Here is a 25,007-nt window from a genome sequence, read left to right as displayed (position 1 = left end):
TTATTACAGATAGTTCCATTTATTTAAAATTAAACATGTAACTGTGTTATTTGAAATAAGACAAAATGTTTCCTAGTTGGTTTTGTTTATGTTATTGAAATATACCAATTAAATATTATTTTAAGATGCGTCTGATATTTTTTATGCATGGGTTCGGTGGTATGAATATAAAAATATTATTTATTTTAAAAGTTACATCGTTGCGTAGGTGATTTATTTTTTATCAGGGATTTGTTTTTCATTTTAATATTTAAGTGATGCTTTATGGTTTATTTATTATCTATTAAATATTAATTAAATTGGCGCCTGAATAATAACTAGATGTGGTTTTATTGTTAACTTCATGATAATCAACATTATATGTTACATGTTTTGAGATAATTCCTAATAAAAAAGAGGGCCCGGGACTGTCAAGAAACGGCAAAAATGTGATAAAAATCACATCAGGAAGATGGGACCCCATCGAAGAATAAAAGCTCAACAATTGGGAGAGTTATGTCAGACGTTATGGATGCGAAACCAACCCGTACACCGGGTGGTAAATTGGCGCTGTGGTTGTTCTATGGGTTCTGCCTGTATACGGTTTGGTCAGTGTTACGATATTTTTGGATAGTCAGTGATGTCACCGACGGCGATATGGGCTCGCTCGGCGGAAAACTACTCGGTGCTTTGATGGGACTTTTGGTTCTTGGTTCGGTGGCGGCGCTATTAGGCTGGCTTGCCTGGTATACGCGCGCCCGGTAAATAAATCGTGCCAAAGTGGATTGTTGTCGGCGTGGAACTTGCTAATTTTGTGATCCTGTACTCATATTAAGTACCGGGTCCAGCTGCGAAGTAAGGAGTACGTATGCCGATAGCCCACTGGCAAGCGCGTTTTGAAGAGTATTTGCAACACAACTGGTTGCAGGACGATAAAGCCCATGACGTGGCTCATTTTCGCCGCGTATGGAAAACGTCACAACAGATCATGGCTACGACAGAAGCGGATCGATTAGTTGTACTAACCGCCTGCTATTTCCATGACATCGTCAATTTGCCAAAGAATCATCCGGAACGACATCTTGCTTCTACCCAGGCTGCGCAAGAGACACTACGCATTCTGGACACCACATTTCCCGATTTCCCACACCATTTATATGATGCGGTAGCCCACGCTGTGCGTGCACATAGTTTCAGCGCCGGAATTGCCCCTCAAACACTTGAAGCAAAAATCGTGCAGGATGCAGACCGACTTGAGTCATTAGGGGCGATTGGCCTGGCACGCGTTTTCTACACCTCTGGCGCACTCGGGCGGCCTCTGTTTGATAGCGAAGACCCGCTGGCTAATCGGCGTGAGCTTGATGATGCCACATACGCCCTGGATCATTTCCAGAAAAAGCTCCTGAAATTACCAGAGACTATGCAAACCGAAGCTGGGCGAGAGCTTGCCCGTTATAACGCCGATTTTTTAGTGAGTTACATGGCTAAGTTGTGTGCCGAACTGAAAGGTGATTACTGCGGTATAGAGCAAGAAGTCATGCAGCAATTTTCATCCCAAAAACATTCCTCATAAAAGCGTCGAATTAAAACAAAAGGGATGCCCGCGATACTGGCGGGCCGCTCTCATTCTCTCTGGGTCAAATCAGTGATAGAGTGACACTCTCTTTTCCCGAACATGGTTCATGATGAACGACTTCGACGCGATTGCCGAACAACTCTCACAACAATCTCTGCGCCAGCAACAACAGCAACTGGAAGAAGACTCCGCGTTAGTGTCCCGCATTCTTGAAATTTATGACCAGAAAACCGTGGCGCATCATTTGCGACAGGTCAGCGGTGACTGGACTCGTGAATCGCTCAATCGCTGGGTTAACCGAAAATCATCGCCGCGTGTGCTGACCGCCGCTGAAAATCAAATGCTGCAAAATATGTTGCCGCCGCCGCCCGCTCATCACGGGAAATATGCGTTTAAATTCGTGGATTTGTTTGCCGGAATTGGCGGGATTCGCAGCGGTTTTGAAGCGATTGGCGGGCAATGCGTGTTTACCAGCGAATGGAACAAACATGCGGTGCGTACCTATAAAGCTAACTGGTATTGCAACCCGGAAAGCCATCAATTTAACCAGGATATCCGCGATGTCACACTTAGCAATCGTGACGATGTCAGCGATGAACAAGCCGCCGCGCATATTCAGTCAACCATGCCGGACCACGATGTCCTGCTGGCAGGATTCCCATGCCAGCCATTTTCACTGGCCGGGGTGTCTAAGAAAAATGCTTTAGGCCGCGCACATGGTTTTGCCTGTGAAACGCAAGGTACTTTGTTTTTCGATGTCGCTCGCATTATTGATGCAAAACGCCCGGCTATTTTTGTCCTGGAGAACGTTAAAAATTTAAAAAGCCACGACAAAGGCAATACCTTCCGCATCATTATGGAAACGCTCGACAGCCTCGGTTATGAGGTCTCCGATTCCGCGATAATGGGCGCGGGTGATCCAAAGATAATCGACGGTAAAAATTTCCTGCCGCAGCATCGTGAGCGCATTGTGCTGGTGGGCTTCCGTCGCGATCTCAATCTGCATAAAGAATTCACACTCACGAAGATCAATGAATTGTATCCGCAACGCCGCCCGACGTTTGGTGAATTACTGGACCCGACCGTTGACGCAAAATACATTCTGACCCCGACTCTGTGGAAGTATCTTTATTATTACGCCAAAAAACACCAGGCGAAGGGTAATGGTTTTGGCTACGGTCTGGTAGACCCGACTAATCCGGCGAGTGTCGCGCGCACTTTGTCCGCCCGATATTATAAAGACGGCGCTGAAATTCTCATCGACCGTGGCTGGGATAAATCACTCGGGGAAGAAGATTTTGATAATGCCGATAACCAATTGCGTCGTCCGCGCCGTTTAACGCCGCGTGAATGCGCGCGCTTAATGGGTTTTGAAGCGGTGCAGGGGAATGCCTTCCGTATACCGGTATCCGATACGCAGGCTTATCGGCAGTTTGGTAATTCAGTGGTGGTGCCTGCATTTGCGGCCGTTGCCAAATTACTGGAGCCCACAATTAAACTTGCCGCTAAAAAGCGTTAACCAGTTTTGTGATTAATTAATGGGGCGTGTAGGGCTAACGCCAACTCGACCCATTAATCTCAATTTCCACGCTTTAAACTATTTTTCTCAATGCTGATACCATAACGCGCAGTCATAATTCCGGTCTGGAATTCCATCGTTTTGATTTGCGCATAAGCGTCACTATCGTCTTTCGCGTCCATGTCCAATAATTGTGCACTCAGTGCCTTAACTAACTGGTCGCTATTACCTTTGCGCTCATAGTCAGCGCCTTCGAGGCAGGAGATGGCAGCCAGTCGGTCAAATAGTTGCAAATCCTCAGACAGAAAGGCTGTTTCGGTGACTTTCGTCCCGGTCATATGTGACCAATGACGGAGGATTTCGCCCCGAAACTGCTTTGGTGCAACGGTATTGCAACTTTTAACCACCTCGGAACCGAGATTCGAGCTTTGCAAAGACGTCACAGATTCACCCTTCGATACCGCCTTCCAACTTGAGACGTAATTCTGGGTGATATTATTTTCCGCTTTAACGGCGTAACTATTGAATATGCCACTCAGCAGTAATGCTGGAATAAATAATATTTGATGTTTTTTCATTTTTTTCTTAAACAGGCATCAATGGTGACGGGGTTTTTACATGTTCACAAATTAATGTCATTGATGTTAACAATTGAAATTTATCTGCTGCATAATAAAGCTTTCTGAATATAGAGTGCCATTTTACATTCGCTGAGAAAAGTTGAAATTATTACAAGTGCAAATGCGCAATGACTAATTAATAAGGCATTACTAATTGATACAGTATGTTAGAAGAAACAGTAGTTTTGACTAATAGCCAAAAAAATACATAATTAGTTTTCCTGCGACTGATCGATATTTTATTGGAGGAAGTTAATGGTCGATGTACACAGTAAGGCAGTGCGCAGCAAAAATATGCGTGCCATTGCGACTCGCGACACGGCCATTGAAAAGCGACTCGCGGGCTTATTAACGGAGTGCGGGTTTTCCTTTCGTGTCCAGGATGCAACCCTGGCAGGGCGGCCCGATTTTGTCATTGATGAACACCACTGCGTTATCTTCGCTCACGGCTGTTTCTGGCACCATCATCACTGTTATCTCTTCAAGGTTCCCGCCACGCGTACCGAGTTCTGGCTGGAAAAAATCGGCAAAAATGTCGAGCGTGATAAACGCGATCTCCAGCGTTTATTAAGTGAAGGCTGGCGAGTCTTGCTGGTGTGGGAATGCGGCCTGCGTGGGCGAGAAAAACTCAGCGATAGCGCTTTGGCTGAACGCTTAGAAGAGTGGATTTGCGGCGGCGGAAATTATGCGCAAATTGATAGTCAGGGGATCCGGTCGATAAATGAAAACGGGTGGCAAGCGCCACCCGAAAACTGATTACTTCTCTGCCTCACACGGCGTCACTACCGGCTTTGGGGGCAACAGATATTTCCCCAGCGTGACCAGCACAACGGCAAAAATAATCACCCCAAGCGCCAGCCATTCGACAGGTGACAAACTTTCCCCGGCAAATCCGGTTCCCAGCAATACCGCAACCACCGGGTTGACGTAAGCGTAACTGGTTGCCACCGCAGGTGCCACATTACGAATCAGATACATATAAGCGCTGATGGCAATGATCGAACCGAATAAAGAGAGATAAGCCACGGCCATAAAACCAGCCGGTGTCGGCATGGCGGTCAGTCGTTCCCCGGTTAGCGCAGAAGCAGCCAGCAGCACAATGCCAGCAGCGAGCATTTCCACCGCACCGGCCATCAAACCCGTTGGCAATTCAATGCGCGAACCGTATACCGAACCGAACGCCCAGCTCAGTGAGCCAATCAGAATCAACAGCGCACCCCACGGATTGCCGCTCAGGTTTCCGCCGCTGTTGAGCAGCACGATACCACCCAGGCCAATGGCGATGCCCAGCCATTCCAGTTTACGGGTTTGAATGCCGAACAGACGACTAAAGCACAAGGTGAAGAGGGGAACGGTGGCGACCATCACGGCCGCAATGCCGGAAGGTACATGCTGGTGCTCTGCGACGGTCACAAAACCATTCCCGACTGCCAGCAGCAACACGCCAATCAATGCGGCGTTAAGCATGGGGCGCAGGGCAGGTAATTTGTGTCCACGTAATAACAAAACGCTCATCAGCAACACACCGGCGACCATAAATCGCACCCCCGCCATCATAAACGGCGGCCAGCTTTTCACGCCGATGGCGATGGCAAAATAGGTGGAACCCCAGATGATATACAATGCAAATAATGCAGCAACCAGCGGCAATAGCTGACCCGAGCGAACGCGCATGTTTCCTCTCAATCTATTAGCAATAATGCTAATAGTTAACGTCAAAACTATCTTTCTGGCGAGCATTTTACTTGTTTCTGGAATGTTAATTTTTATTGACATATGGCATCGTTTTTCCCAGGCCGATTTTTGTTCCATACTGTCAGGCAGACAAACAAAAAAGGATGTTCATTAAATGGCTGGAAGTAGCTTATTGACGTTGCTGGATGATATCGCAACCTTGCTGGACGATATTTCAATGATGGGGAAACTGGCGGCAAAGAAAACCGCCGGGGTATTGGGCGATGATTTATCGCTCAATGCGCAACAAGTTTCAGGTGTGAGAGCCAATCGGGAACTCCCGGTGGTCTGGCGAGTGGCGAAAGGGTCGTTTCTCAACAAACTGATCCTTGTGCCTCTGGCTCTGATTATCAGTGCCTTTGCGCCATGGGCTATCACGCCTTTATTAATGATTGGTGGCGCATTCCTTTGTTATGAAGGCGTTGAAAAGGTGATGCACACTCTGCATGCGCGCAAACATAAAGAAACGCCTGAAGAACGGCAGAAACGCCTGGATGAGATAGCCGCTCAGGACCCAATGGTTTATGAAGGCGATAAAGTAAAAGGCGCGATTCGCACCGACTTTATTCTTTCGGCTGAGATTATCGCCATCACGTTAGGCATCGTGGCGCAGGCTCCGCTGCTCAATCAGGTGCTGGTGTTGTCCGGGATAGCGATTGTGGTCACGGTCGGCGTGTATGGCATCGTGGGGATTATCGTGAAACTCGATGATCTGGGCTTCTGGCTGGTAGAGAAAACCTCGGTTATCGCGCGTGGAATCGGTAAAGGATTATTAGTGCTCGCGCCCTGGCTGATGAAATTCCTGTCAGTGGTGGGCACGCTGGCGATGTTTTTAGTCGGCGGTGGCATTCTGGTTCACGGTATTCCGGCTCTCCATCATGCCATTGAAAACTGGACCGGGCAGATGGGCGGCGCGGTTCATTTACTGGGACCAACCGTGGCGAATCTGGTGATTGGTTTTATCATCGGCGCGATAGTGCTGGCAGTGGTTAATGGTATCGGGCGTCTGCGCGGCAGCACAGTTCACTAACTATTTGCGTAAATTTGCTTGTTTCGCCAGGCAAAACCCCAGGACCTTGTCTATAACTGTAGAAGTTTTCACCCTGATACAGGAGGCGGTTATGGTCTTTGTGGTCAGCGATGAAGTCCAACCTAAGAATGGTGGCCCAAGGATGATTGTTACCGGGTTTTCCAGCGGTATGGTGGAGTGTCGTTGGTATGATGGATACGGTGTTCAGCGTGAGGCTTTCCGAGAGGATGATCTTGCCCCACTGGTAACAGGGGGCAGCCCGCAAGGATAACCCTGAATCGCCCGGTCAATGACCGGGCGATTTTATTTCAGATGGCCGTGCATTTTGATAGTAATATAGTTCCCATGAATATATTTACCCTTAGCGATAATCCTGAGTGTTAATGTATTATTTCTGGATTGAATAACCGTCCATGTCGGCTAAATCAGGGATTGGGCTGGGGTAAATGGCTTCTGGGTGATAGCGGTTTCAGGGAGTGTGTCAGTGTTTGGCAATGCAATTCAACGCGTGATAAGCCGCTTTAAAAATCCGCAGAAGGTCGTTAACCTTTGTTTTATCGTGGTGTTTATATTTTCAACGGTACTGACCTGGCGTGAAGCCGTCGTGCTTGAGGGGGCGTACGTTGCCAATCAGCGCAACAGCCTTGATAGCGTCGCCACGTTGCTTGACAGACAGTTGCAGCACAATATCGACAATCTCCTGTTTTATCGCAACAGTATGCTTTACGCGCTGCAATCGCCCATTTCTACTGATAAAACCCGCAAAACTCTCGCCGATTTTGATTCGTTACGCACTCAGCCCTACTGGCAATTGCGCCTCGATTTAAACCGTAGCCTGCCGATGAACGGTGTTTCCGATGAATTTGTGAATAATAGTCCATTGCTTGATCGTGACGAGCAGACGATTCACACGGAATTAAGCTCGGCTCTGGAACTGAGCTACATCATGCGCCTGTCACACCAGACGCAAACGCTCCCGCAGCGAATGTTCTATGCTTCGCGCAGTGGGTTTTTCCTGACCAGCACGCCGCCGTCGAACGATCCGCAAATTGTCGCGTTGTACTATCGCCTGGTCGCGCAGCCGTATTTTTCCTCGCAATCCCCGGAAAACAACCCCAGGCGTGAATTGAAATGGACGCACACCTTCAACCCTAATATGTCTTCCGGGCAAATTATCACGGCAGCCATTCCACTGGATTACAATGGCCGTTGGTATGGTGTACTGGCACTCGATTACCCGATTGATTCGCTCCATACCTTCCTGCGGCAGGCCCACAATAATGAACAACATGAAGGCACGGTTCTTCTGTACGATAACGAGCTAAACCCTATCGCCACTTCGGCAAAAAGTTTGCCCAAACACCCATTGTTTACCGCGCCGCAACTGGCACGCATTGCCAGCGTAGTGACGGCGGCAAAGCAGGGGGCGCAGGGTGAATTGCGTATGGATAGCCGTTTTATCACCTGGGCGAAACTTAACAATTACGATGGTCTGTTGATAAAAGTTCACACGCTGGAAGAGGGCGTTCAGGGCGAGTTTGGCCGCATCAGCGTGGTGCTGAGTGTGTTGTGGCTGCTTTCCACACTGATGCTGTTCGTTTCATGGGTAGTGATTCGTCACCTGGTCAGCAACATGTTTAGCCTGCAACAAACCCTGACCTGGCGGGCAAATTACGACACCTTAACGCGCTTATATAACCGTGGCGCTTTCTTCGAGGTGGCAAGTAAATTGTCGCAAGAGTGTCAGCAACAGGGGCAGCCGTTCTCTGTTATTCAGATGGATCTCGACCTGTTTAAAAGCATCAATGACCGCTACGGGCACAGTAGTGGTGACAAAGTTCTGGCGCACGCGGCGGCCATGTTGAGCGACGCTTTCAGGCATGACGATGTCGCCGGACGAGTGGGTGGGGAAGAGTTCTGCATCGTCCTGCCGGACACGTCGCTTGAAGAGGCCACAAAGGTCGCCGAGCGCATCAGGGTGCGCATCAACAGCAAAGAGCTACTGTTAAAACAAGGCAGCACGGTCCGGATCAGCGCTTCATTTGGCGTCAGCAGCGCATTTGAATTTAATGATTACGATTTTGAGCGCCTGCAATCTTACGCCGATCATCGTCTGTATAAAGCTAAACAAGACGGGCGCAATCGGGTCTGTAATACCGATTAATCTTCACGATTATTTAGCGGAAATAAAGTGGTCCAGGCCTTCTTTCCAGCCTTCAGGGCCATAATGCTGGCTGCGGTAAACCCGCTGGGGATTATCCTTTTGCAACGTCACGGCCTGGCGGCTATAGCCTTTGACAATCACCGCGTAATCGACAGCATCGAGCAATAATGCATCGCTCGGGCTGTCGCCAAGCCCGATGGTGATGCGTGCTCTACCTTCGCGCTGCTGAAATTGTTGTTGCAGCCAATGTATCGCTTTATCTTTGCCCGCTTGCATATCCAGCACGTGCCAGAACCGCCCACCTTGCAGCAGCATTAAACCGAGTGTGGCGAGTTGGTCACTAAACGCCGTCATCATTTCCTCGGTATCACGCCAGATTAATGTCTCCGAGGCTTCGCTGAGTTTCGCCAGGCTCGCCTGTTTGCGCGTCAGCCCTGTTAGTTCGCAAAGCGTGTTTTCATCAACATCAGCGAAGCAGGTAAATTTAAAGCCATATTTCTGGCGTAGTTTATCCAGGACGGATAGCAGTTCTTCGTGGCTAATTCCGGTGAGCAGGCGAGGGTAGTCATCGTTATCGCTCCAGCGGGAATCCAGTTGAATAACGGCGCCGTTCTCGGCAATAAAGGCTTGTCCTGTCAAAGAAAGTTCGTCCTGCCAGGCCATAATCTCAGCCGCAGTTTTAGTGCTGCACAAAACCAGCGGGATATCGTGTTGACGCAATACACTGATCCACTGACTCGCTGCTTCCCAACGGTGGGAGTGATGTTCCAGCAATGTCCCATCAAGATCTGAAATCACTAACAGTGGATCATGCAAATGCGGCATAGCGTTTCTCCTAAAATTCAAAAATTAAGATCCCTGCGGTTAGGAATGCTCTCAATTAAATAATTTCATAATCATTAATGGGTATGCAGCCAGTCCCTGACAAGCCACGAACCATAAGGCGTCGCGGGGATTTTTGTCTTCACTTATTCAAAATCTTTATATTCATAGAGTGAATATTTAATTGTTTTGAAATAAATCTGAGGTAAGGTGAACGCACATCAGATTTCCTGGTGTAACGAATTTTTCAAGTGCTTCTTGCGAACGCAAGTTTCATCCCGGCATTAATACTGCCGGGATTCTTTTACCCTTCATACTTTGGGTAATTCTAACGATTCACTTCATTGACACTAAAATCATGAATATCCAACTCAAAGGCTTCCGCCAGTTCAGAGTAGGTGTGCCATGTGCGTCCATCGATACTTGCCCGTTGTGGGTCATCGCCAGAACGTGTCACTTCGCTTTCGCTTATCTCATTGATGGCCGCTAATAGCGCATCAACATCAATACGCGTGGTTTCATTGAGATCTTTCGCGGTCTTCATGCCTAGTCCTCCAGGGAGTACCCAGTGTAAGTCCCGTTATCAAGTATAGTCGTTTAACAAAATGCTCAAGGCGGCACATCATCCGATGCGAATGAGTCGTTTTTGTTCTAAACTGGCAGCAAAGAAACCGGAGGACTTTTGTTATGAATATCAACGATCGCGTCACAGTAAAAACCGATGGTGGTCCGCGTCGGCCAGGCGTGGTGTTAGCTGTCGAGCAATTTAGCGAAGGGACGATGTACCTGGTCTCGCTCGAAGAGTATCCGCTGGGGATCTGGTTCTTTAATGAATTAGGGCATCCGGACGGCATTTTTGTAGAAAAAACGGCCTGATGATTCTCCCTCATCCTACGCCAGATATGGGCGAGGGTGAGGGGACTTAAATTTAATGCTTAACGTAAGTTCACAAAAATACCATTGGTCACATTATCAGTCAGACGCACCACGTGATAAATCACCTGTTTGTTATGCGTCTTTATCTTTCGTTTTATATTCCCTTTATGCGAAGACACCGTTTTAGCTTTAATATTCATCTGGTCAGATATTTGAATAGTGCCTTGCCCGGACATCCACATTTTCAACATACTGGACTCAGTACGACTCAATGATAACGTGGGTAAATTAATATGGCCGATGCAATGCGCATTTTTTGCTAAATATTCAGAAAGTATTTCGTCCAGTGATTCTGGTTTTATCGATTTAGAACTGATCAGTAAATTGCTACGTACTAAGAGATATTCATCGAAATGAATATTTGCAATTGCCATAAAGACTAAAAATAAAGTGCTGGGATGCTGATTAATGATCTGCTTAATTCGTTCACTGCTCTGAGCATCATGAATAAAACAGTCTTCATTAATAAACACCACATTGGGTGTCTGAGACTCGCAGGCCAGCGCCAGCTCATCAATAGTCTCCACGTTGGTCATCTGTCGTTTTCGGATGCCACGGCTGGTTAAATATCCCGTTAATCCCAGCCGGGTATAACTGCATAAATCCATAATGATCGTTGACATAACATCCCCCCCTTTTTACCCGCGAAGTATTTTTAGGCATAACAACTATCCAGTAAAGTTATGTATAATTTGCTAAGAAACTTCTCAAAGTAAAGTGAATGTTAGATTATGTGAGATAAGTAAATGCATATAAGCCGCGCCGGATATATCCTGGTGGATGTCGCACAACAAAGCTTTTAGGAATATCCTCAATAAGCGACACAAACTGTATGGGATTAATTTGCAGGAATTTCACTCACAATATCGGCGAGTAAATTAAAGACTTCGCTAAATAAGTGTTCGGTGAAGGGAGCCATTAAAGGAATTAATGCTGTCATCACCAACATACCGACGGCGAGCGTCAGCGGGAAACCGATCACAAATACCGAAAGCTGGGGTGACATGCGGTTGAGCAAACCGAGCGCAATGTTGAGCGTCAGCAGCAAAGTAATCAGCGGTAATGCCAGCATTAACCCATTGAGGAAGATTAAACCGCCAGCACGCGTCAGCGCCATAAACGCATTGCTGTTTATCGGATTGCCGCCAATCGGCAGGGTGTGAAAAGTATCGACCAGCATTGAAATCAGCCATAAATGGCCGTTAAACACCAGAAACAGCAGCATCGCCAGCATATCCATAAAGCGGGCGAGTACCGGCATATTCAGGCGACTACCGGGGTCGAAGAAGGTGGCGAAAGACAACCCCATTTGCAAACCAATAATTTCACCGGCGGTACGTACCGCAGCAAAAGCAAACTGCATGGTGAAGCCCAGCGCGATGCCAATCAGGATTTGCTGCGCGGCGAGCCAAAAGCCTGCTGCCGAGAAAATCGTCACGTCTGTTGCGGGAAGCGTGGGAGCCACAAGCCAGGTAATCATCAGCGCGAGGCCAATTTTGACTTTTTTAGAGATAGCCCGCTCGCTTAAAATTGGGGCGGTAGAAATTAAAGCCAGAATACGCAGGAATGGCCAGAAGCCCATGCTCACTAGAGTGAGCCACTGGTTGCTATCAATATGAATCATCCAATGTTCATCGGAATATTCGTTAGCAGTGTGCGCATATAATCCAGCAGCAGATTAAGCATCCACGGCCCTGCAACGATAATAGTGACAAACACCGCCAGAATTTTTGGGATAAACGACAGCGTCATTTCGTTTATCTGCGTGGCAGCCTGCAACATACTGATGACCAAACCCGTCACCAATGCCACCATCAACAGCGGAGCAGCGAGCGCCAGAGCCACTTTCATGGCTTCGGTGCCCATCATCATGACCGACTCAGGAGTCATCTTTTCCCCTCTAACTGTAGAAACTTTGCGCCAGTGACCCAACCAGCAACTGCCAGCCATCCACCAACACAAACAGCATTAATTTAAAGGGCAGGGCAATGGTTGCCGGTGGCACCATCATCATCCCCAGTGCCATCAGCACGCTGGCAATGACCAGGTCGATGATCAAAAACGGAATGAATACTGTAAAGCCAATCTGGAAAGCGGTCTTCAACTCGCTGGTGACGTATGCCGGAAGCAAAATGCGCATCGGCACAACTTCTGGCCCTTCCAGCGGCGGCGTATTGGCGAGACGGGCAAACAACGCCAGATCCGCTTCACGGGTTTGACGCAACATGAATTCGCGCAGCGGTTGAGAGCCTTTTTCAATGGCTTCATCCATCTGGATTTTATTTTCGCTAAAGGGCTGATAGGCATCGGTATAAATTTTGTCGAATACCGGAGCCATAATGAAAAAGGTCAAAAACAGCGCAAGGCCAAGCAACACCTGGTTTGGCGGTGCGGACGGCGTACCCAGCGCACTGCGCAAGAGGCCAAACACGATAATGATGCGCGTAAAGCTTGTCATCATCAGCAGGATAGCCGGTAAAAACGTCAGCGAAGTAATAAAGACTAAGGTCTGAACCGGCAGCGTCCAGCTCTGGCCGCCATTAGACATCGGCTGGCTGATAAGACCCGGAAGTTGAGCATAAGCGGCAGGCATCAAGAACAGTAAGCCAAGCAACGAGAAGGGAAGCCAACGTTTCATCAATCTTTCCCTTTACGTTTGAGCATGCTTTTCATCAGACTGTTTTTCATCAATTCGCGGAAATCAGCAGATTGGGCAGGCGAGACAGTTTCGCTCACCGTTGCGGCGGGTAGCGTATGCAGATGGGTGATTTGCCCGGCAGTCACCCCAAGCACCAGGCGAGCATCCTGCACATCGACAATCACCACACGCTCACGCGCACCCACGCTGCAACTGGCGCTCACTTTCATCTCTTTGCTGGAGCCGGTTTTCGGCGCAAAACCAAAACGTTTCGCTATCCAGGCTGCGAGCAGAATAAAAACGATAATTGCCGTTAACGCGCCGCTGACTTGCACCAGCGGAGAGCTGTTGCTGGCAGCGGTCTGCGGCTGTACGTTTTGTTGAACTGATGCCTGGGTTTTCATCGAATTAACGGCTCAGACGACGCATACGTTCTGATGGCGTAATGATATCGGTGATACGCACACCGTATTTATCCGCCACTACCACGACTTCACCCTGAGCAATCAGATAACCGTTGATCAGAATATCCAGCGGCTCGCCCGCTAAACCGTCAAGCGCCACCACTGAACCTTGCGATAAACGCAGCAGCTCTTTAATGGTCATACGCGTGCGGCCCAGCTCAACCGTCAGCTTGACGGGAATATCCATAATCAGGTCGATGTCCTGCATCGCGCCTGCAATGTCATTGCCTTCAAGTGCACGGAAGACGCTGTCTGCGGTGCTCTTGTTGGTTGAGACTTTTTGTTCGTTTAGCGCATCAGCCCACAGATCGTCCACGGAGCCTGCATTGTCGTCGGACGGTTGATTAATATCACTCATTTGGGCTGTTCCTCGTTCAGCGAATTCAGTATCGGGTTGATCAAATGTTCGACGCGCAAAGCGTACTGGCCGTTAAGCGTACCGTACTGACTGGTCAGCACCGGAACACCGTCTACATGCGCCAGAATCCGGTCCGGTTTATCAATCGGCAGCACGTCACCAGGTTTCAATTTTAAAATTTGCGACAGACGCAGCGGAATGTCGGCAAAGTTGGCTATCAGCTCCAGCTCAGAATGCTGAACCTGGCGCACCAGCGTATCGCGCCAGCTTTGGTCTTCCTGACGCGAGTTTTCCAGCGGCGGGTTCACCAACAGCTCACGCAGCGGTTCAATCATGCTAAACGGCAGGCAGATATTAAACTCGCCGGTCAGGTTGCCGATTTCCACATGGAACGGCGTGTTCACCACGATGTCGTTCGGCGACGTGGTGATGTTGGTAAATTTGACCTGCATTTCGGAACGCACATATTCCACTTCCAGTGGATAAATGGCTTTCCAGGCATCGCTGTAAGATTCCAGCGCCAGTTTCAACATGCGATTAATCACGCGCTGCTCGGTGTGGGTAAATTCCCGGCCTTCCACTTTGGTCGGGAATCGGCCGTCGCCACCAAACAGGTTGTCCACCGCGATAAACACCAGGCTTGGCGAAAACACGAACAGGCCAGTGCCGCGCAGCGGTTTCAGGTGCATCAGGTTGAGGTTGGTAGGAACCGGCAGGTTACGGGCAAACTCGTGGTATGGCTGAATGCGGATCGCTCCGACGGTAATATCCGGGCTACGTCGCAATAAGTTAAACAACCCCATACGGAACTGACGGGCAAAACGCTCGTTGATAATTTCCAGCGCCTGAAGACGTTCACGCACCACACGACGCTGGGTATTAGGGTCATAAGGACGAATGTCGGTTTCGTTAACGACACTGGTCTTGGGTTCGTCGGAAGTATCACTGTCGCCATTTAATAGCGCGTCAATTTCTGCCTGAGAAAGAATGCTATCGCCCATAGGATTATCGCAAAATGAAAGCGGTATACAGCACGTCGCTGACTACCTGCTGAGGTTGCCCGGCGACGAGCGGTGGAGCGAGCGTATTTTTGATAGCTTCAACCAGCTTCTGTTTGCCTTCGTCGGTTGCCAGAGCAGCACCATCCTGACGGGAAAACAGCAGCAGCAAACGGCTGCGGACTTCTGGCAGGAATTCGCTCAGACGTTGGCGCGTCGCGTCATCTTTCAGACGCAACGTGACGCCGATGTACAACACGCGGTCAGCATCACCGAGATTAACGGTGAAGGTATCCAACGCATAGAACACCGGAGCGGGTGGGGGTTCAGGCGCTTTCACCTGAGCAGACGCGGGCTGTTGCTGCATACGCCAGTAGCTGTAACCGGCGGTTGCACACGCGGCAAGGGTAATCAGGACCAGTAACGGCATCCAGATGGAGCGCTTGCGGCCTTTTGGCAAAGCGTTGTCAGTCATAAAATGAATCTTTCCTGTATCGGTACTGCATATATACCCATCGCCCTTCAAGTTGCAGGGGTGTTGGCTGCTCTTATTCACCCGAATCACTTACTCAAGTAAGCTCATCGGGATTCATTCGATTGCCGCCTACCTGCATCTTGAAGTAGCTTGGGTATCGGTTGATTATCCTGTGTCGACGGGCGTTCAAAGGCCCGATAACAGGGGATTTTTGTTGCTACCTCTGACGTTTAGCTTAGGGAACGCAACTCAGGCGAAAATATCCACCGCGTTATTTCCCGAGGCTAAACGCTGCACGCTGGCAGGAACGGCCAGTGATTCGGCATCACCCATTGACGGGAATGCGTTTCCTGAGCGTTGAGTCTGAGGGTTTTGCTGGCCCGATTGCTGTTGCTGCTGCCCGGCAAAACTCTCGCTGCTGATATTGCTCTGCCCAAGCTCAATCCCGCTTTCTGCCAGCGCAATACGCAAGTTAGGCAGTGTGGCTTCCAGCGCCGCACGCACATGGCTGTGCGCTGAAACCATCTGCAACTGTGCCTGGTTATCATCCAGTTTCATGCTGATTTGAATCTGGCCTAAGTCCTCAGGATGCAGACGTAATTCGGCACTTTGCTGGCCCTGACGGGTAAACAATGTGATGTGCTGGCTCACGGCCTGCTGCCACTCCTGGCTACCGAGTTGGGCGCTAATTTGTGGCGCGACAGGCACTGCGATTTGTGTGCTGGAAGGCGTCGCTATGGTTGCAGTGCTAAACGCAGGCGTTGCGAGTGTCGATGAGGCCGGGCTGGTGTTATTCGCAGCGGCGTCGCGGCTGCTATTTTCCGCGTTATTCAGGGTGAATGATTTCGCATCGACAAGTGGCTCGTTGGTCGACGGAGCGCTTTTCGTGCTCACCGGGGTATCAAGCGTCACAGCTTTATCGGCAGGGGTGGCTGGCGTGCGGGCATCACTGGTTAAGGTATTTTTTATGCCACTTGAGCCGAGTAACGTATTCAGGCTAACGGAGGCATCGCTATCCGCATCAGGCTGAACATTCAGTGTGCTCGCGGTGGGTGTTTGCTGTGGGAGCATGGCGAACAGGGCGCTCAACGCCTGCATATCGGCAGTGCTCAACGTGTGCGTCTGTTCACTTTGCGCATCGACATGCGCCGTTTTATCTTCCACACCTGTTTTCTTAACGTTGGCGAGCAGGGCCGATAATGCTTCAGGCGTATCCAGGTTATCTAACAGCGAGGCGAGCGTGGCTTTTTCATTGGCAGCAGCAGCGCCTTTGCCGGTGGCTTTATTGAGTGCGGCCTCGAGGGACACGGTTTTACCGTCTGCCAGTGAAAGTTCGCCAGGCAGGGCTTTGCCGAGCAGAGTCAGGAAATCTTCGCTGAAACCTTTATCGCCTGCCGTAACGCCGCCCGGAGCCGTTGTAGAGGTGGCGACATCTGGAGAAGTGATCATCAGGGGCTGCATCATTATTCTGGTTTCCTCAGTGTTGCCCGCTGGGCATATTCATCCATCAGTTTTTGGTCGAGTTTGTTTTCAGCCAATAACACCTGAGCGGCTTTTCGCTCCTGCAACGTGCGCCAGGCCTGCAATCTTTTCTGTTTCTCTTGCCACAAGTTCAACGCCTGATTGACCTTGTTATTCCACTGCATCAACTGCTGGCGGTGCTGGTCGATAGCTTTTTCCAGGGTTTGAATAAACTGCTGATAATTCTGCCAACGGTTACTGGCGATCCCCTGGCTCATGCTGTCATTGAGACTGGAACTGTACTCAAACTGATAGTTAATCAGCATGTTGAGCTGTTCTTCTGCCTGCTGGCAGCCGCGGCGCATTTCCCCTAAGCGTACTGCCGCATCTTCGACCTCTTTTTCGGCGAGATCATGAAGGGTGTTCAGTGCTGTGCTTTGGTTCATAGTGATCTCCAGACGCTACTGACGCGTAATCGCTAGCTCCTCTATTGTGAAGGGGGGAGGGGGTTTTGATGGGCGAAATAGGTCAGTTTAATAGGGCTAATTGTCGCTTTAGCTACTGGGCTGGAGGCTGGAATATCATGTTCAGAATCGGAAAATTTGTCTCCAATAAGTTATGTGCAGAATTTAATCGGTGTAGGATAGTGGTCTATATGTCATTGAATTGATTGATATTCACGGAGTGAATGATATGGCGAACAATATATACGTAAAGGTTACCGGTTTGTCCCAAGGGGCTATTTCTGCCGGATGTGGAACTTATAATTCATTGGGGAATAAATACCAGTCAAACCATAGAGACCAGATCCTCGTGTTACAGCTGGATCATTTGATCACCAGGGAACAAAGAGTCAATCATCATGCAATTAACTTTTTTAAACCAATAGACAAAGCTTCCCCATTATTAGCGATGGCACTTGATTCTGATGAAAGATTAGAGCTTATTTTTGATATGTATCGGACTTCACGTTTTGGAACGCAGGAACTGTTTTATACCGTTGAAGCCAGGCGAGCTACACTCAGTAAAATAGCGATTGTGTATCCTCATTCTATTGATCATTCAGATAGACAACCTGAAGAAATGATCTCTGTACTATATCGGGATATTACATGGAAACATCATGCAGCGGGTACTTGTGGTTATAGTATTTGGGATGAAAGGGCTTATTAAGATGAATGATAATATAATAGCCAAAAATAGATTCTGTGATATCACAAAAGTGAAGTTCAGAAAATGGGATGAGATTGATGTTTTGTATTGGAAACTGCGACGCAACGATGCGCGGTCTAAAAATGGTGAGTACTATTCAAACGCGTATAAAGATGCGTATGTTCAATATAATCGAACCAAAATAATAAATCACGCTGATGCGAAAGGAATTCCACCAGATTTATTAGGCGGTATCGCATGGATTGAGGTCGGTGGAAAACCTGAGTCATATAAAATATATACGTTTGAAACTCGCAGGATGATGTCCCCTTTCCATGTGAGTAAACATCCACTCAAGACGTCTTTTGGTTCAGTAGCAATGCAGCTAGGAGTAGCAATCAATACCTTGGGTCTTGATCCTGAAACCTTAACTGTAAGGGACCAGTTGGAATTATCAAATTGTTTGCTGGAAGATGATTTTAATTTGAATTTAGTGGCTACGCATCTACAGAACTTGATCTTATTTGACTACCCAGATTGTGCAACGATGTATCTAACTGATGAGCAGTATTTAATGGCTGGGGTTAGATATAACCGTGGGACGGAGAGAAAACTCAAAGACTTCATTAAGGCCAGAACAGATAACCCCACATATCCGTCAGATGAATATAAATTAATTTCTTATGGATTAAGATTGCTGCAAATATGGCCACATATCAAATGGCTTTTAGGGTTGTAATATGAAAAAAGATATTATAATCGAATTGATTACCTCGCTGCTATACGTGGCGATAAGTGCTATTTTCTTAGGGTTTACCGCTTCGAGTAAGTATGAGGGTTTATTGCGGCCTGGAGAATCTATTTGCAGCGTCCCTTATTATTCTTTTGAGGCAAGAGTGACGTACGCAATAGTTTCATTTTGTATATTATCGCTTCCGTTATTTATTCGATTGGTAAAGAATATCATCTTTCATGAGTACACTAAGTTATCCTTTACCATTTTTACGCTGATACTATTAATGTTATATACAGGCTGGCTGTATTTTGGACGCTATTATTGGTGCTGACCTTAACTTAAGGGTGGAATATTTTACGCCACCCTTTGCACATCAAACCGTCGGGAAAATAATCTCTAATGACTGACAAGCCTCTTCCCAGCCGCTGCGCTCAAAAATCCCTTGCTGCAAAAACGCTTCCAGTTGCGGCCATAACACAATTGCTTTATCAAGCTGCGGATCGCTGCCTTTGGCATACGCCCCAACGCTGACTAAATCGCGGTTGCGCTGGAAACTGGATAACAACTGTTTGAAATGGCGGACTCGCGCGTAATGCTGATCGGTAATCAATGACGTCATGGCGCGACTGATTGACGCTTCAATGTCGATTGCCGGGTAGTGACCTGCTTCCGCCAGACGGCGTGATAAAACGATATGGCCATCGAGAATCGCACGCGCCGAGTCGGCAATCGGGTCTTGCTGATCGTCGCCTTCCGTCAGAACGGTATAAAACGCGGTAATCGAACCGCCGCCAGAAATGCCGTTACCCGCGCGCTCGACCAGCGCCGGAAGTTTGGCAAACACGGAAGGCGGATAACCTTTGGTTGCCGGAGGCTCACCAATAGCGAGAGCGATTTCGCGCTGCGCCATCGCGTAGCGGGTGAGGGAGTCCATAATCAGCAACACGTGCTGACCGCGATCGCGGAAATCTTCCGCAATACGGGTGGCGTAGGCTGCACCCTGCATACGTAATAACGGTGAAACATCCGCAGGCGCGGCAATGACTACCGAGCGAGCACGGCCTTCAGGGCCAAGAATGTTCTCGATAAAATCTTTAACTTCGCGGCCACGTTCGCCAATCAAACCCACCACAATGACATCGGCCTGGGTATAGCGCGCCATCATGCCCAACAACACGCTTTTCCCGACGCCGGAACCGGCGAACAGGCCCATACGCTGCCCACGCCCCACAGTCAGCAGCGCGTTGATCGGGCGCACGCCGACGTCCAGAACATGTTCGATGGGGGTTCGTTGCAGCGGGTTGAACGGTGCCGCACCCAGCGCACCCATGGTGATGGTTTCGGGCGCGGGTAGGCTATCGAGCGGACGCCCGCTGCCGTCGAGCACGCGGCCCAGTAAGGCTGGGCCGAGGGGTAACTGTTTGCCGCTGTGTAAACCGCCCTCGCTGGTGGCACGGGCATAAACGCGTGCGCCAGGTAAAATGCCTTCAACTTCTTCAAGTGGCATCAGGAACAATCTTTGGCCGTTAAAACCGACCACTTCACATTCAATATCGCGGGAATGCTGTTCGATAATGCAGGTCGCGCCCAGCGGCAATTGCAGGCCGGTGGCTTCCAGCACCAGGCCGGTTGCACGGGTCAATCGACCATAACGGCGCACCGTCGGTAACTGCGATATCTTCGCTTCGAAAGTGTCGAGAGAGGTGAGCCAGCGTGTTAACCGGGCAGTCATCACAACACTCCAGGGGCTGCGAGGCGGCAGAGTTCCTGCCAGCGCGTGGCGACACTGGCGTCGAGATCGCCTTCGTCGGCAGAAACTTTGCAGCCGCCCTGATGCAGACTCGGGTCACCGCGTAAGCGCCAGCCATGCAGGCTCAGTGTGGCGCCCAACATCTCTTCTACGCGGCCTAAATCATCCGGGTGCACCCGCAGTTGCGGTTTGCCGCTGAACAGGGGTTCTTGTTGCAGCAAGGTCTGAATCTGTTTAATCAACGCGTTGTTATCAATGCCTTTGGTTTCGCCAATCACCTGGCGTGCCGCTTCCAGCGCCATTTGCATCAAACGCGACGCGATCACGCTATCGAGGGCATCGAGCGTGTACTGGAATTCGCTAACCAGTTGCTGCATTCGCGCATGCACCGGGGCTTGTTGCTGTTTGGCCTCAGCAAGCCCTTGCTCCAGGCCTTGCTGCAAGCCGATTTTGCGGCCTTCTTCCACGCCAGCTTTTTGACCTTCGGCGTAGCCCGCCTGATAACCTTGTTCATGAGCCTGCATTTGCATTTGCGCAAGCTGTTGCTGCAAGTCGGGGACACTTTCCTGCGGATGTTCACCTTCTTCTGGTTCAGCGTCAGACGGAAACAGTGGCTCGAAGCTTTGCGAAGGCGGAGCCAGGTCGTCTGGCGTCCAGATTTTCCATGGCAGCCCGTTAGACATACGTATCCTCGCTGGTGCCAATCACCATCTCGCCGGTTTCTGCCAGACGACGAACAATAAGCAGAATGGCTTTCTGTTCGTTTTCCACCTGAGACAAGCGAACCGGGCCACGGTTGGATAGATCGTCGCGCAGAATATCTGCCGCACGTTGCGACATATTGCGCAGGAACTTCTCGCGCAGCGGTTGTTCGGCACCTTTGAGGGCGATAAGCAGCGACTCGGACTCCACTTCCTGAAGCAGGCGCTGGATGCTGCGGTCGTCGACTTCCACCAGGTTTTCGAACAGGAACATCTCGTCGATAATTTTCTGTGCCAGTTCGCCGTCGAAGTCGCGCACTGCGGAGATAACCGCTTCTTCCTGCTGGGTTTTCATCAGGTTGATAATTTCGGCTGCGGTTCTTACGCCGCCCATTTTGCTGCGCTTGAGGTTCTGGCCGTCAAGCAGGTTGTTGAGCACTTCGGTCAATTCGGCCAACGCTGCCGGTTGAACACCGCCGAAGGTGGCGATACGCAGCATTACGTCGTGGCGCAAACGCTCGTCGAACAGCGCCAGAATATCGGCCGCCTGGCCACGTTTGAGGTGTACCAAAATCGTGGCGATAATCTGCGGGTGCTCGTCGCGAATAAGGTCCGCAGCACTTTGCGGCTCCATAAAGTTGAGCGTTTCCATGCCAGAGGTCGTTTCGCGAGTTTCCAGTATGTCTTCCAGCAAGCTCGATGCACGCTCTTCGCCCAGCGCTTTGATCAGCACCGAACGCAGGTAGTCGTTGGCGTTAATCGACAGCGCCGCAAACTGTTCGGCTTCTTGCTCGAATTCGGCCAGGACTTCGGTTAACTGTTTATTGGAAATCTGGCGAATGCTGGCCATTGCCGCACTGAGATGCTGGACTTCACGCGGGCTCAGGTGCTTAAACACCTCTGCCGCACGGTCTTCACCAATGGTCATCAACAGAATTGCGCTTTTCTCTGTTCCGCTAATACTCATAGTTCGTTACTCATCCATTGGCGTATCACCAGCGCAACTACGCGCGGATCGTTATCAGACATCTCGCGAATGCGTTGGCTCATCACTTCAGCGCTAAGTTTTTGATTCATTTTACGTTGCTGCTGTTGCTCATCTTTCGTCAGGCGGACTGAAACAGCATCTTCTTCTTCAACTTGCTGGCGTTTGGCTTCCACTTGCGCCTGCTGCACTGCATCTTTGCGCTGGACGAGCGGACGAACCACTTTGCGCCACAGCAGCCAGGCGACAATCAGCACTACCAACCAACGGCCCGCCGACATCAACATTTCGAAGAAGGCTTGTTGCTTCCAGAACGGCAGTTCGTTGCTGGTTTCTTCGGTTGCGCTAAACGGTGAATTCACCACGTTAAGCGTGTCGCCGCGCTTATCGGAGTAGCCCATCGCTTCGCGCGTCAGGTTCTCAATTTGCTTCATCTGGTCAGCGGTCAATGGCAAGGGTTTGCCATCCGACAACTGGCGGTAATTCACCACCACAGCCACAGAAAGGCGTTGCACATCGCCAGTGTTCAACTTGGTGTGGCGAATGGTGCGGTCCACTTCGTAGTTGGTGGTTTCATCACGCTGAGTGTTGCTCGAGCCGGTTTGAGCTGAAGTCGAAGTCGATTGGTTCTGCGGCTGCGCATTCGCCGCATTATTTTGCGGTGGCGTAGAAATCGGTGCGTTATTTGGCGGTGCAGGTTGGTTGGACAGCGCACCCGGCACGCCGCCTGGGTTACGGCCATTCACTTGCTCGCTTTGGTTTAACTGGCGTGAACGCACCGCCGACTGAGACGGGTCGCTGTTCGGGCGATACTGCTCTTCAGTCTGTTCTTTATTGGAGAAATCAATCTGTGCGGTGACCTGCGCGTGAACATTCCCGCTGCCAACAATGGGGGCAAGAATAGTTTCAATGCGGCGCTGGAAGCGGTTTTCGACATCCATCGCATATTTCAGCTGTGCGTCGTTCAGGTCACGCCCGGCAGTATTGGACTGCGTGAGCAGATGACCGCCTTGATCCACGAGCGTGACATTGCCAGGCGGTAAACCGGCAACCGCGCTGGAAACCATATGCACGACCGCGCTGATTTGCCCTTCATCCAATGCGCGGCCAGGTTCGAGGCTCAGCGTGACGGAAGCAGAAGGGGATTTTTGTTCGCGGACGAATAAAGAAGGTTTTGGCATCGCAAGATGCACACGCGCCGTTTTAACCGGGCCGAGGGTTTCGATGGTGCGGGCCAGTTCACCTTCCAGCGCACGCTGGTAGTTCACTTGCTCACTGAACTGGCTGATGCCGAATTTTTCCTGGTCCAGCAATTCAAAGCCTACCGCTCCGCCTTTTGGCAACCCTTGCTGGGCGAGGCGCAGACGCAAGTCATAGACTTTATCGGCGGGGACTTCAATCGCACTGCCATTATCCGAGAAGCGATAAGGCACGTTCATTTGAGTCAATTGCGTGACGATGGCACCACCGTCCTGATCCGCCAGATTGCTATAAAGCACCTTATAATCAGGCGCTTTTGCCCAGAGTACGAGGGCCATAATAATGGCGATAGTCGCGGCACCCGCAACCATCAGTGGGATTTTAGGATTTGCACGAATGCGGGTCAGCCACTCCTGGGTTTTGTTTTGTGGCGTTTGTGCCAGGCCAGCTGCGGTCATTGAGCACCTCGCGAGCAAGCGTAGACATCATTTTTAATATAAAGAGTGAACAAAACGAGCTCCCGGTTCGACAACCACAACAAAAGTTCCACATAGATGGCAACGTCATTATTTTCTTTTACAAAAATTTCGATGGCTGAATTAGCTCTATTTATTGCTGCTATTTACCGCCTTTATCCTATTGACAAGGTGTTAATCTTGCCGCGTTAAAAATTACTGGGGCAGGGGAAATGGCAATTCAGGGTATCGAAGGCGTACTTCAGCAGTTGCAGGCCACTGCACTGTCGGCGGGGAATCCGGTTCAAAATGTCGAGCCAAAAGTGAGCTTTGCCGGTGAATTACAGGCAGCGCTTGGCCGAATCAGCGAGACACAATCCGCTGCCCGTACCCAGGCTGAAAACTTTGCCATCGGCAAACCCGGTGTTGCGCTCAATGATGTGATGGTCGATCTGCAAAAATCTTCAGTTTCATTGCAGATGGGCATTCAGGTGCGTAATAAGCTGGTATCGGCGTATCAGGAAGTGATGAATATGCAGGTGTAAATTCCCTTCATACTTGAAGCTGCGTCTGTGTTGGCTGCGCTCGCGCACCCAAATCACTTACTTAGTAAGCTCATTGAGATTTACTCTCTTGCCGCCTTGATGCAGCTCCAATTATTTTGGGAATTGTGGTGCTTATTTTCTGCAATAACTAAAATTTGAAATCGCCTCAAATAACAGCAAGCCACTGAAACACTGGCGGGCTAAGTGCTTTAATGCGAAAATTATTTTTTCTCCGCAGTCGGGATAGATGATGAAGAAGATTGCATTATTGACAATGTTGCTGGCGTTAAGCGGCTGTGTGCAAGTTGATGATTACCGCGAAGTGGTGAAAACCCCAGCGCCTGCCGGGCTTGCGGGTTACTGGCAGTCCGAAGGGCCGCAAAGTGAGATGATCAGCCCAGAGGCGATAGCGACTCTGGTTGTCACCAAAGATGGCGACACGCTGGATTGCCGCCAATGGCAGCGAGTCATCGCTTTGCCGGGCAAACTGACTCAACGTTCAGACGATTTTTATAACGTGACGAATAAACGCGAAGTTTACAGCGTTCAGCGCGAAGGCGACACGTTGGAATATGCGGGCATGACGCTGAAACGTGTTGATCGCCCAACGCAGGAATGCGCCGATTATTTGCAAAAGAATCCACTCGAAAGCAAGTTACCGTAAGCGATAAATTCCCTCTCCGTGAATCGGAGAGGGGTTAATCGGCAA

At 49.8% G+C, this 25,007-nt stretch carries 31 protein-coding genes; 13 read left to right on the top strand and 18 right to left on the bottom strand.

The genetic code is table 11. The features are described 5' to 3' along the window. The first annotated feature begins 507 nt into the window (after positions 1–507). The 3 genes from drpB to AC0IWZ_RS12640 all read left to right on the top strand — a co-directional run bounded on the left by drpB (position 508) and on the right by AC0IWZ_RS12640 (position 3,074). Complete coding sequence (drpB, locus tag AC0IWZ_RS12650) at positions 508–744, top strand: cell division protein DrpB (protein ID WP_034496388.1); 237 nt, start codon at positions 508–510, stop codon at positions 742–744. Between the two features lie 103 nt (positions 745–847). Further along, positions 848–1,552: a phosphohydrolase gene (locus AC0IWZ_RS12645; RefSeq protein WP_471677162.1), complete on the top strand. Its 705-nt coding sequence runs from the start codon at positions 848–850 to the stop codon at positions 1,550–1,552. Positions 1,553–1,664: 112 nt separating this feature from the next. Next, the gene (locus AC0IWZ_RS12640) at positions 1,665–3,074 is read left to right on the top strand and encodes a DNA cytosine methyltransferase (RefSeq protein WP_034496387.1); all 1,410 of its coding nucleotides are present in this window, start codon (positions 1,665–1,667) and stop codon (positions 3,072–3,074) included. Positions 3,075–3,133: 59 nt separating this feature from the next. On the opposite strand, the gene AC0IWZ_RS12635 is transcribed toward AC0IWZ_RS12640, so the two are convergent. Further along, positions 3,134–3,652 (bottom strand): hypothetical protein, encoded by a 519-nt coding sequence (locus AC0IWZ_RS12635; RefSeq protein ID WP_471677163.1) that lies wholly within the window; start codon positions 3,650–3,652, stop codon positions 3,134–3,136. Between the two features lie 297 nt (positions 3,653–3,949). Between AC0IWZ_RS12635 and AC0IWZ_RS12630 the strand changes: the two genes are divergently transcribed. Further along, positions 3,950–4,450 (top strand): very short patch repair endonuclease, encoded by a 501-nt coding sequence (locus tag AC0IWZ_RS12630; protein WP_410373093.1) that lies wholly within the window; start codon positions 3,950–3,952, stop codon positions 4,448–4,450. On the opposite strand, the gene yedA is transcribed toward AC0IWZ_RS12630, so the two are convergent. Then, a complete protein-coding gene (yedA, locus tag AC0IWZ_RS12625) occupies positions 4,451–5,368 on the bottom strand; it encodes a drug/metabolite exporter YedA (RefSeq protein WP_471677164.1) in 918 nt (305 codons plus the stop codon). Positions 5,369–5,543: 175 nt separating this feature from the next. Here yedA and AC0IWZ_RS12620 point away from each other — a divergent pair, with 175 nt between their 5' ends. The 3 genes from AC0IWZ_RS12620 (at position 5,544) to dgcQ (ending at position 8,622) form a co-directional block, all read left to right on the top strand. After that, positions 5,544–6,458 carry a DUF808 domain-containing protein gene (locus tag AC0IWZ_RS12620; protein WP_034496373.1) on the top strand — a complete coding sequence of 305 codons (915 nt, stop codon included), beginning with the start codon at positions 5,544–5,546 and terminating at the stop codon, positions 6,456–6,458. 91 nt (positions 6,459–6,549) lie between these two features. Next, positions 6,550–6,729, top strand: a complete 180-nt coding sequence (locus tag AC0IWZ_RS12615; RefSeq protein ID WP_034496372.1) for a YodC family protein — start codon at positions 6,550–6,552, stop codon at positions 6,727–6,729. A gap of 213 nt (positions 6,730–6,942) precedes the next feature. Then, entirely contained in the window at positions 6,943–8,622 is a 1,680-nt protein-coding gene (dgcQ, locus tag AC0IWZ_RS12610; protein ID WP_034496370.1) for a cellulose biosynthesis regulator diguanylate cyclase DgcQ, read from the top strand. Positions 8,623–8,631: 9 nt separating this feature from the next. On the opposite strand, the gene AC0IWZ_RS12605 is transcribed toward dgcQ, so the two are convergent. Continuing rightward, a complete protein-coding gene (locus tag AC0IWZ_RS12605; protein ID WP_471677165.1) occupies positions 8,632–9,447 on the bottom strand; it encodes a mannosyl-3-phosphoglycerate phosphatase-related protein in 816 nt (271 codons plus the stop codon). A 325-nt stretch (positions 9,448–9,772) separates the two neighbouring features. Further along, on the bottom strand, positions 9,773–9,988 hold the full coding sequence (gene yodD, locus AC0IWZ_RS12600) for a YodD family peroxide/acid resistance protein (protein ID WP_034496366.1): 216 nt from the start codon (positions 9,986–9,988) through the stop codon (positions 9,773–9,775). A 143-nt stretch (positions 9,989–10,131) separates the two neighbouring features. Between yodD and dsrB the strand changes: the two genes are divergently transcribed. Further along, complete coding sequence (dsrB, locus tag AC0IWZ_RS12595) at positions 10,132–10,320, top strand: protein DsrB (RefSeq protein ID WP_034496365.1); 189 nt, start codon at positions 10,132–10,134, stop codon at positions 10,318–10,320. Between the two features lie 59 nt (positions 10,321–10,379). Here dsrB and rcsA read toward each other — a convergent pair whose 3' ends face one another. The 10 genes from rcsA to fliJ all read right to left on the bottom strand — a co-directional run bounded on the left by rcsA (position 10,380) and on the right by fliJ (position 17,220). Continuing rightward, a complete protein-coding gene (rcsA, locus tag AC0IWZ_RS12590; protein WP_034496363.1) occupies positions 10,380–11,003 on the bottom strand; it encodes a transcriptional regulator RcsA in 624 nt (207 codons plus the stop codon). 215 nt (positions 11,004–11,218) lie between these two features. Further along, the gene (gene fliR, locus AC0IWZ_RS12585; protein ID WP_471677166.1) at positions 11,219–12,004 is read right to left on the bottom strand and encodes a flagellar biosynthetic protein FliR; all 786 of its coding nucleotides are present in this window, start codon (positions 12,002–12,004) and stop codon (positions 11,219–11,221) included. Continuing rightward, positions 12,001–12,270: a flagellar biosynthesis protein FliQ gene (fliQ, locus tag AC0IWZ_RS12580; RefSeq protein ID WP_034458225.1), complete on the bottom strand. Its 270-nt coding sequence runs from the start codon at positions 12,268–12,270 to the stop codon at positions 12,001–12,003. Before fliQ ends, fliR begins: the two co-directional genes overlap by 4 nt. A 10-nt stretch (positions 12,271–12,280) precedes the next feature. After that, positions 12,281–13,018 (bottom strand): flagellar type III secretion system pore protein FliP, encoded by a 738-nt coding sequence (gene fliP / locus AC0IWZ_RS12575; protein WP_471677168.1) that lies wholly within the window; start codon positions 13,016–13,018, stop codon positions 12,281–12,283. Beyond that, on the bottom strand, positions 13,018–13,422 hold the full coding sequence (gene fliO, locus AC0IWZ_RS12570; RefSeq protein ID WP_471677169.1) for a flagellar biosynthetic protein FliO: 405 nt from the start codon (positions 13,420–13,422) through the stop codon (positions 13,018–13,020). Before fliO ends, fliP begins: the two co-directional genes overlap by 1 nt. A gap of 4 nt (positions 13,423–13,426) precedes the next feature. After that, positions 13,427–13,840: a flagellar motor switch protein FliN gene (fliN, locus tag AC0IWZ_RS12565; protein WP_034496354.1), complete on the bottom strand. Its 414-nt coding sequence runs from the start codon at positions 13,838–13,840 to the stop codon at positions 13,427–13,429. Next, positions 13,837–14,841: a flagellar motor switch protein FliM gene (fliM, locus tag AC0IWZ_RS12560; protein WP_034496352.1), complete on the bottom strand. Its 1,005-nt coding sequence runs from the start codon at positions 14,839–14,841 to the stop codon at positions 13,837–13,839. Before fliM ends, fliN begins: the two co-directional genes overlap by 4 nt. A 4-nt stretch (positions 14,842–14,845) precedes the next feature. After that, positions 14,846–15,313: a flagellar basal body-associated protein FliL gene (fliL, locus tag AC0IWZ_RS12555; RefSeq protein ID WP_034496350.1), complete on the bottom strand. Its 468-nt coding sequence runs from the start codon at positions 15,311–15,313 to the stop codon at positions 14,846–14,848. A gap of 249 nt (positions 15,314–15,562) precedes the next feature. Continuing rightward, positions 15,563–16,762 carry a flagellar hook-length control protein FliK gene (locus AC0IWZ_RS12550; RefSeq protein WP_471679049.1) on the bottom strand — a complete coding sequence of 400 codons (1,200 nt, stop codon included), beginning with the start codon at positions 16,760–16,762 and terminating at the stop codon, positions 15,563–15,565. A gap of 14 nt (positions 16,763–16,776) precedes the next feature. Further along, a complete protein-coding gene (gene fliJ, locus AC0IWZ_RS12545) occupies positions 16,777–17,220 on the bottom strand; it encodes a flagellar export protein FliJ (protein WP_034496348.1) in 444 nt (147 codons plus the stop codon). 247 nt (positions 17,221–17,467) lie between these two features. On the opposite strand from fliJ, the gene AC0IWZ_RS12540 reads away from it, so the two are divergent. From AC0IWZ_RS12540 to AC0IWZ_RS12530, 3 genes are read left to right on the top strand one after another with little or no spacing between them, the layout of a single operon-like run. Further along, a complete protein-coding gene (locus tag AC0IWZ_RS12540; protein WP_471677170.1) occupies positions 17,468–17,947 on the top strand; it encodes an Hcp family type VI secretion system effector in 480 nt (159 codons plus the stop codon). A 1-nt stretch (position 17,948) separates the two neighbouring features. Then, complete coding sequence (locus AC0IWZ_RS12535) at positions 17,949–18,665, top strand: hypothetical protein (protein WP_471679050.1); 717 nt, start codon at positions 17,949–17,951, stop codon at positions 18,663–18,665. Between the two features lies 1 nt (position 18,666). Beyond that, on the top strand, positions 18,667–18,993 hold the full coding sequence (locus tag AC0IWZ_RS12530) for a DUF2645 family protein (protein WP_156104881.1): 327 nt from the start codon (positions 18,667–18,669) through the stop codon (positions 18,991–18,993). Between the two features lie 42 nt (positions 18,994–19,035). On the opposite strand, the gene fliI is transcribed toward AC0IWZ_RS12530, so the two are convergent. The 4 genes from fliI to fliF are packed head-to-tail and all read right to left on the bottom strand — an operon-like array spanning position 19,036 to position 23,756. Beyond that, positions 19,036–20,394 carry a flagellar protein export ATPase FliI gene (gene fliI / locus AC0IWZ_RS12525; RefSeq protein WP_471677171.1) on the bottom strand — a complete coding sequence of 453 codons (1,359 nt, stop codon included), beginning with the start codon at positions 20,392–20,394 and terminating at the stop codon, positions 19,036–19,038. After that, positions 20,394–21,095 (bottom strand): flagellar assembly protein FliH, encoded by a 702-nt coding sequence (gene fliH, locus AC0IWZ_RS12520; RefSeq protein WP_410373087.1) that lies wholly within the window; start codon positions 21,093–21,095, stop codon positions 20,394–20,396. The genes fliI and fliH overlap by 1 nt, the downstream gene beginning before the upstream one ends. Beyond that, positions 21,088–22,080 (bottom strand): flagellar motor switch protein FliG, encoded by a 993-nt coding sequence (gene fliG, locus AC0IWZ_RS12515; protein ID WP_172893808.1) that lies wholly within the window; start codon positions 22,078–22,080, stop codon positions 21,088–21,090. The genes fliH and fliG overlap by 8 nt, the downstream gene beginning before the upstream one ends. Then, positions 22,077–23,756 (bottom strand): flagellar basal-body MS-ring/collar protein FliF, encoded by a 1,680-nt coding sequence (fliF, locus tag AC0IWZ_RS12510; protein WP_471677172.1) that lies wholly within the window; start codon positions 23,754–23,756, stop codon positions 22,077–22,079. The genes fliG and fliF overlap by 4 nt, the downstream gene beginning before the upstream one ends. Before the next feature lie 230 nt (positions 23,757–23,986). On the opposite strand from fliF, the gene fliE reads away from it, so the two are divergent. After that, positions 23,987–24,298: a flagellar hook-basal body complex protein FliE gene (fliE, locus tag AC0IWZ_RS12505; RefSeq protein ID WP_034496249.1), complete on the top strand. Its 312-nt coding sequence runs from the start codon at positions 23,987–23,989 to the stop codon at positions 24,296–24,298. Positions 24,299–24,548: 250 nt separating this feature from the next. Further along, entirely contained in the window at positions 24,549–24,962 is a 414-nt protein-coding gene (gene yedD, locus AC0IWZ_RS12500; protein WP_471677173.1) for a lipoprotein YedD, read from the top strand. The last annotated feature ends 45 nt before the right edge of the window (positions 24,963–25,007 follow it).

Source organism: Buttiauxella sp. AC142 (assembly GCF_979253435.1).
The sequence above is the reverse complement of the archived record's forward strand: the minus strand, read 5'-3'. Positions and strand labels throughout refer to the sequence as shown.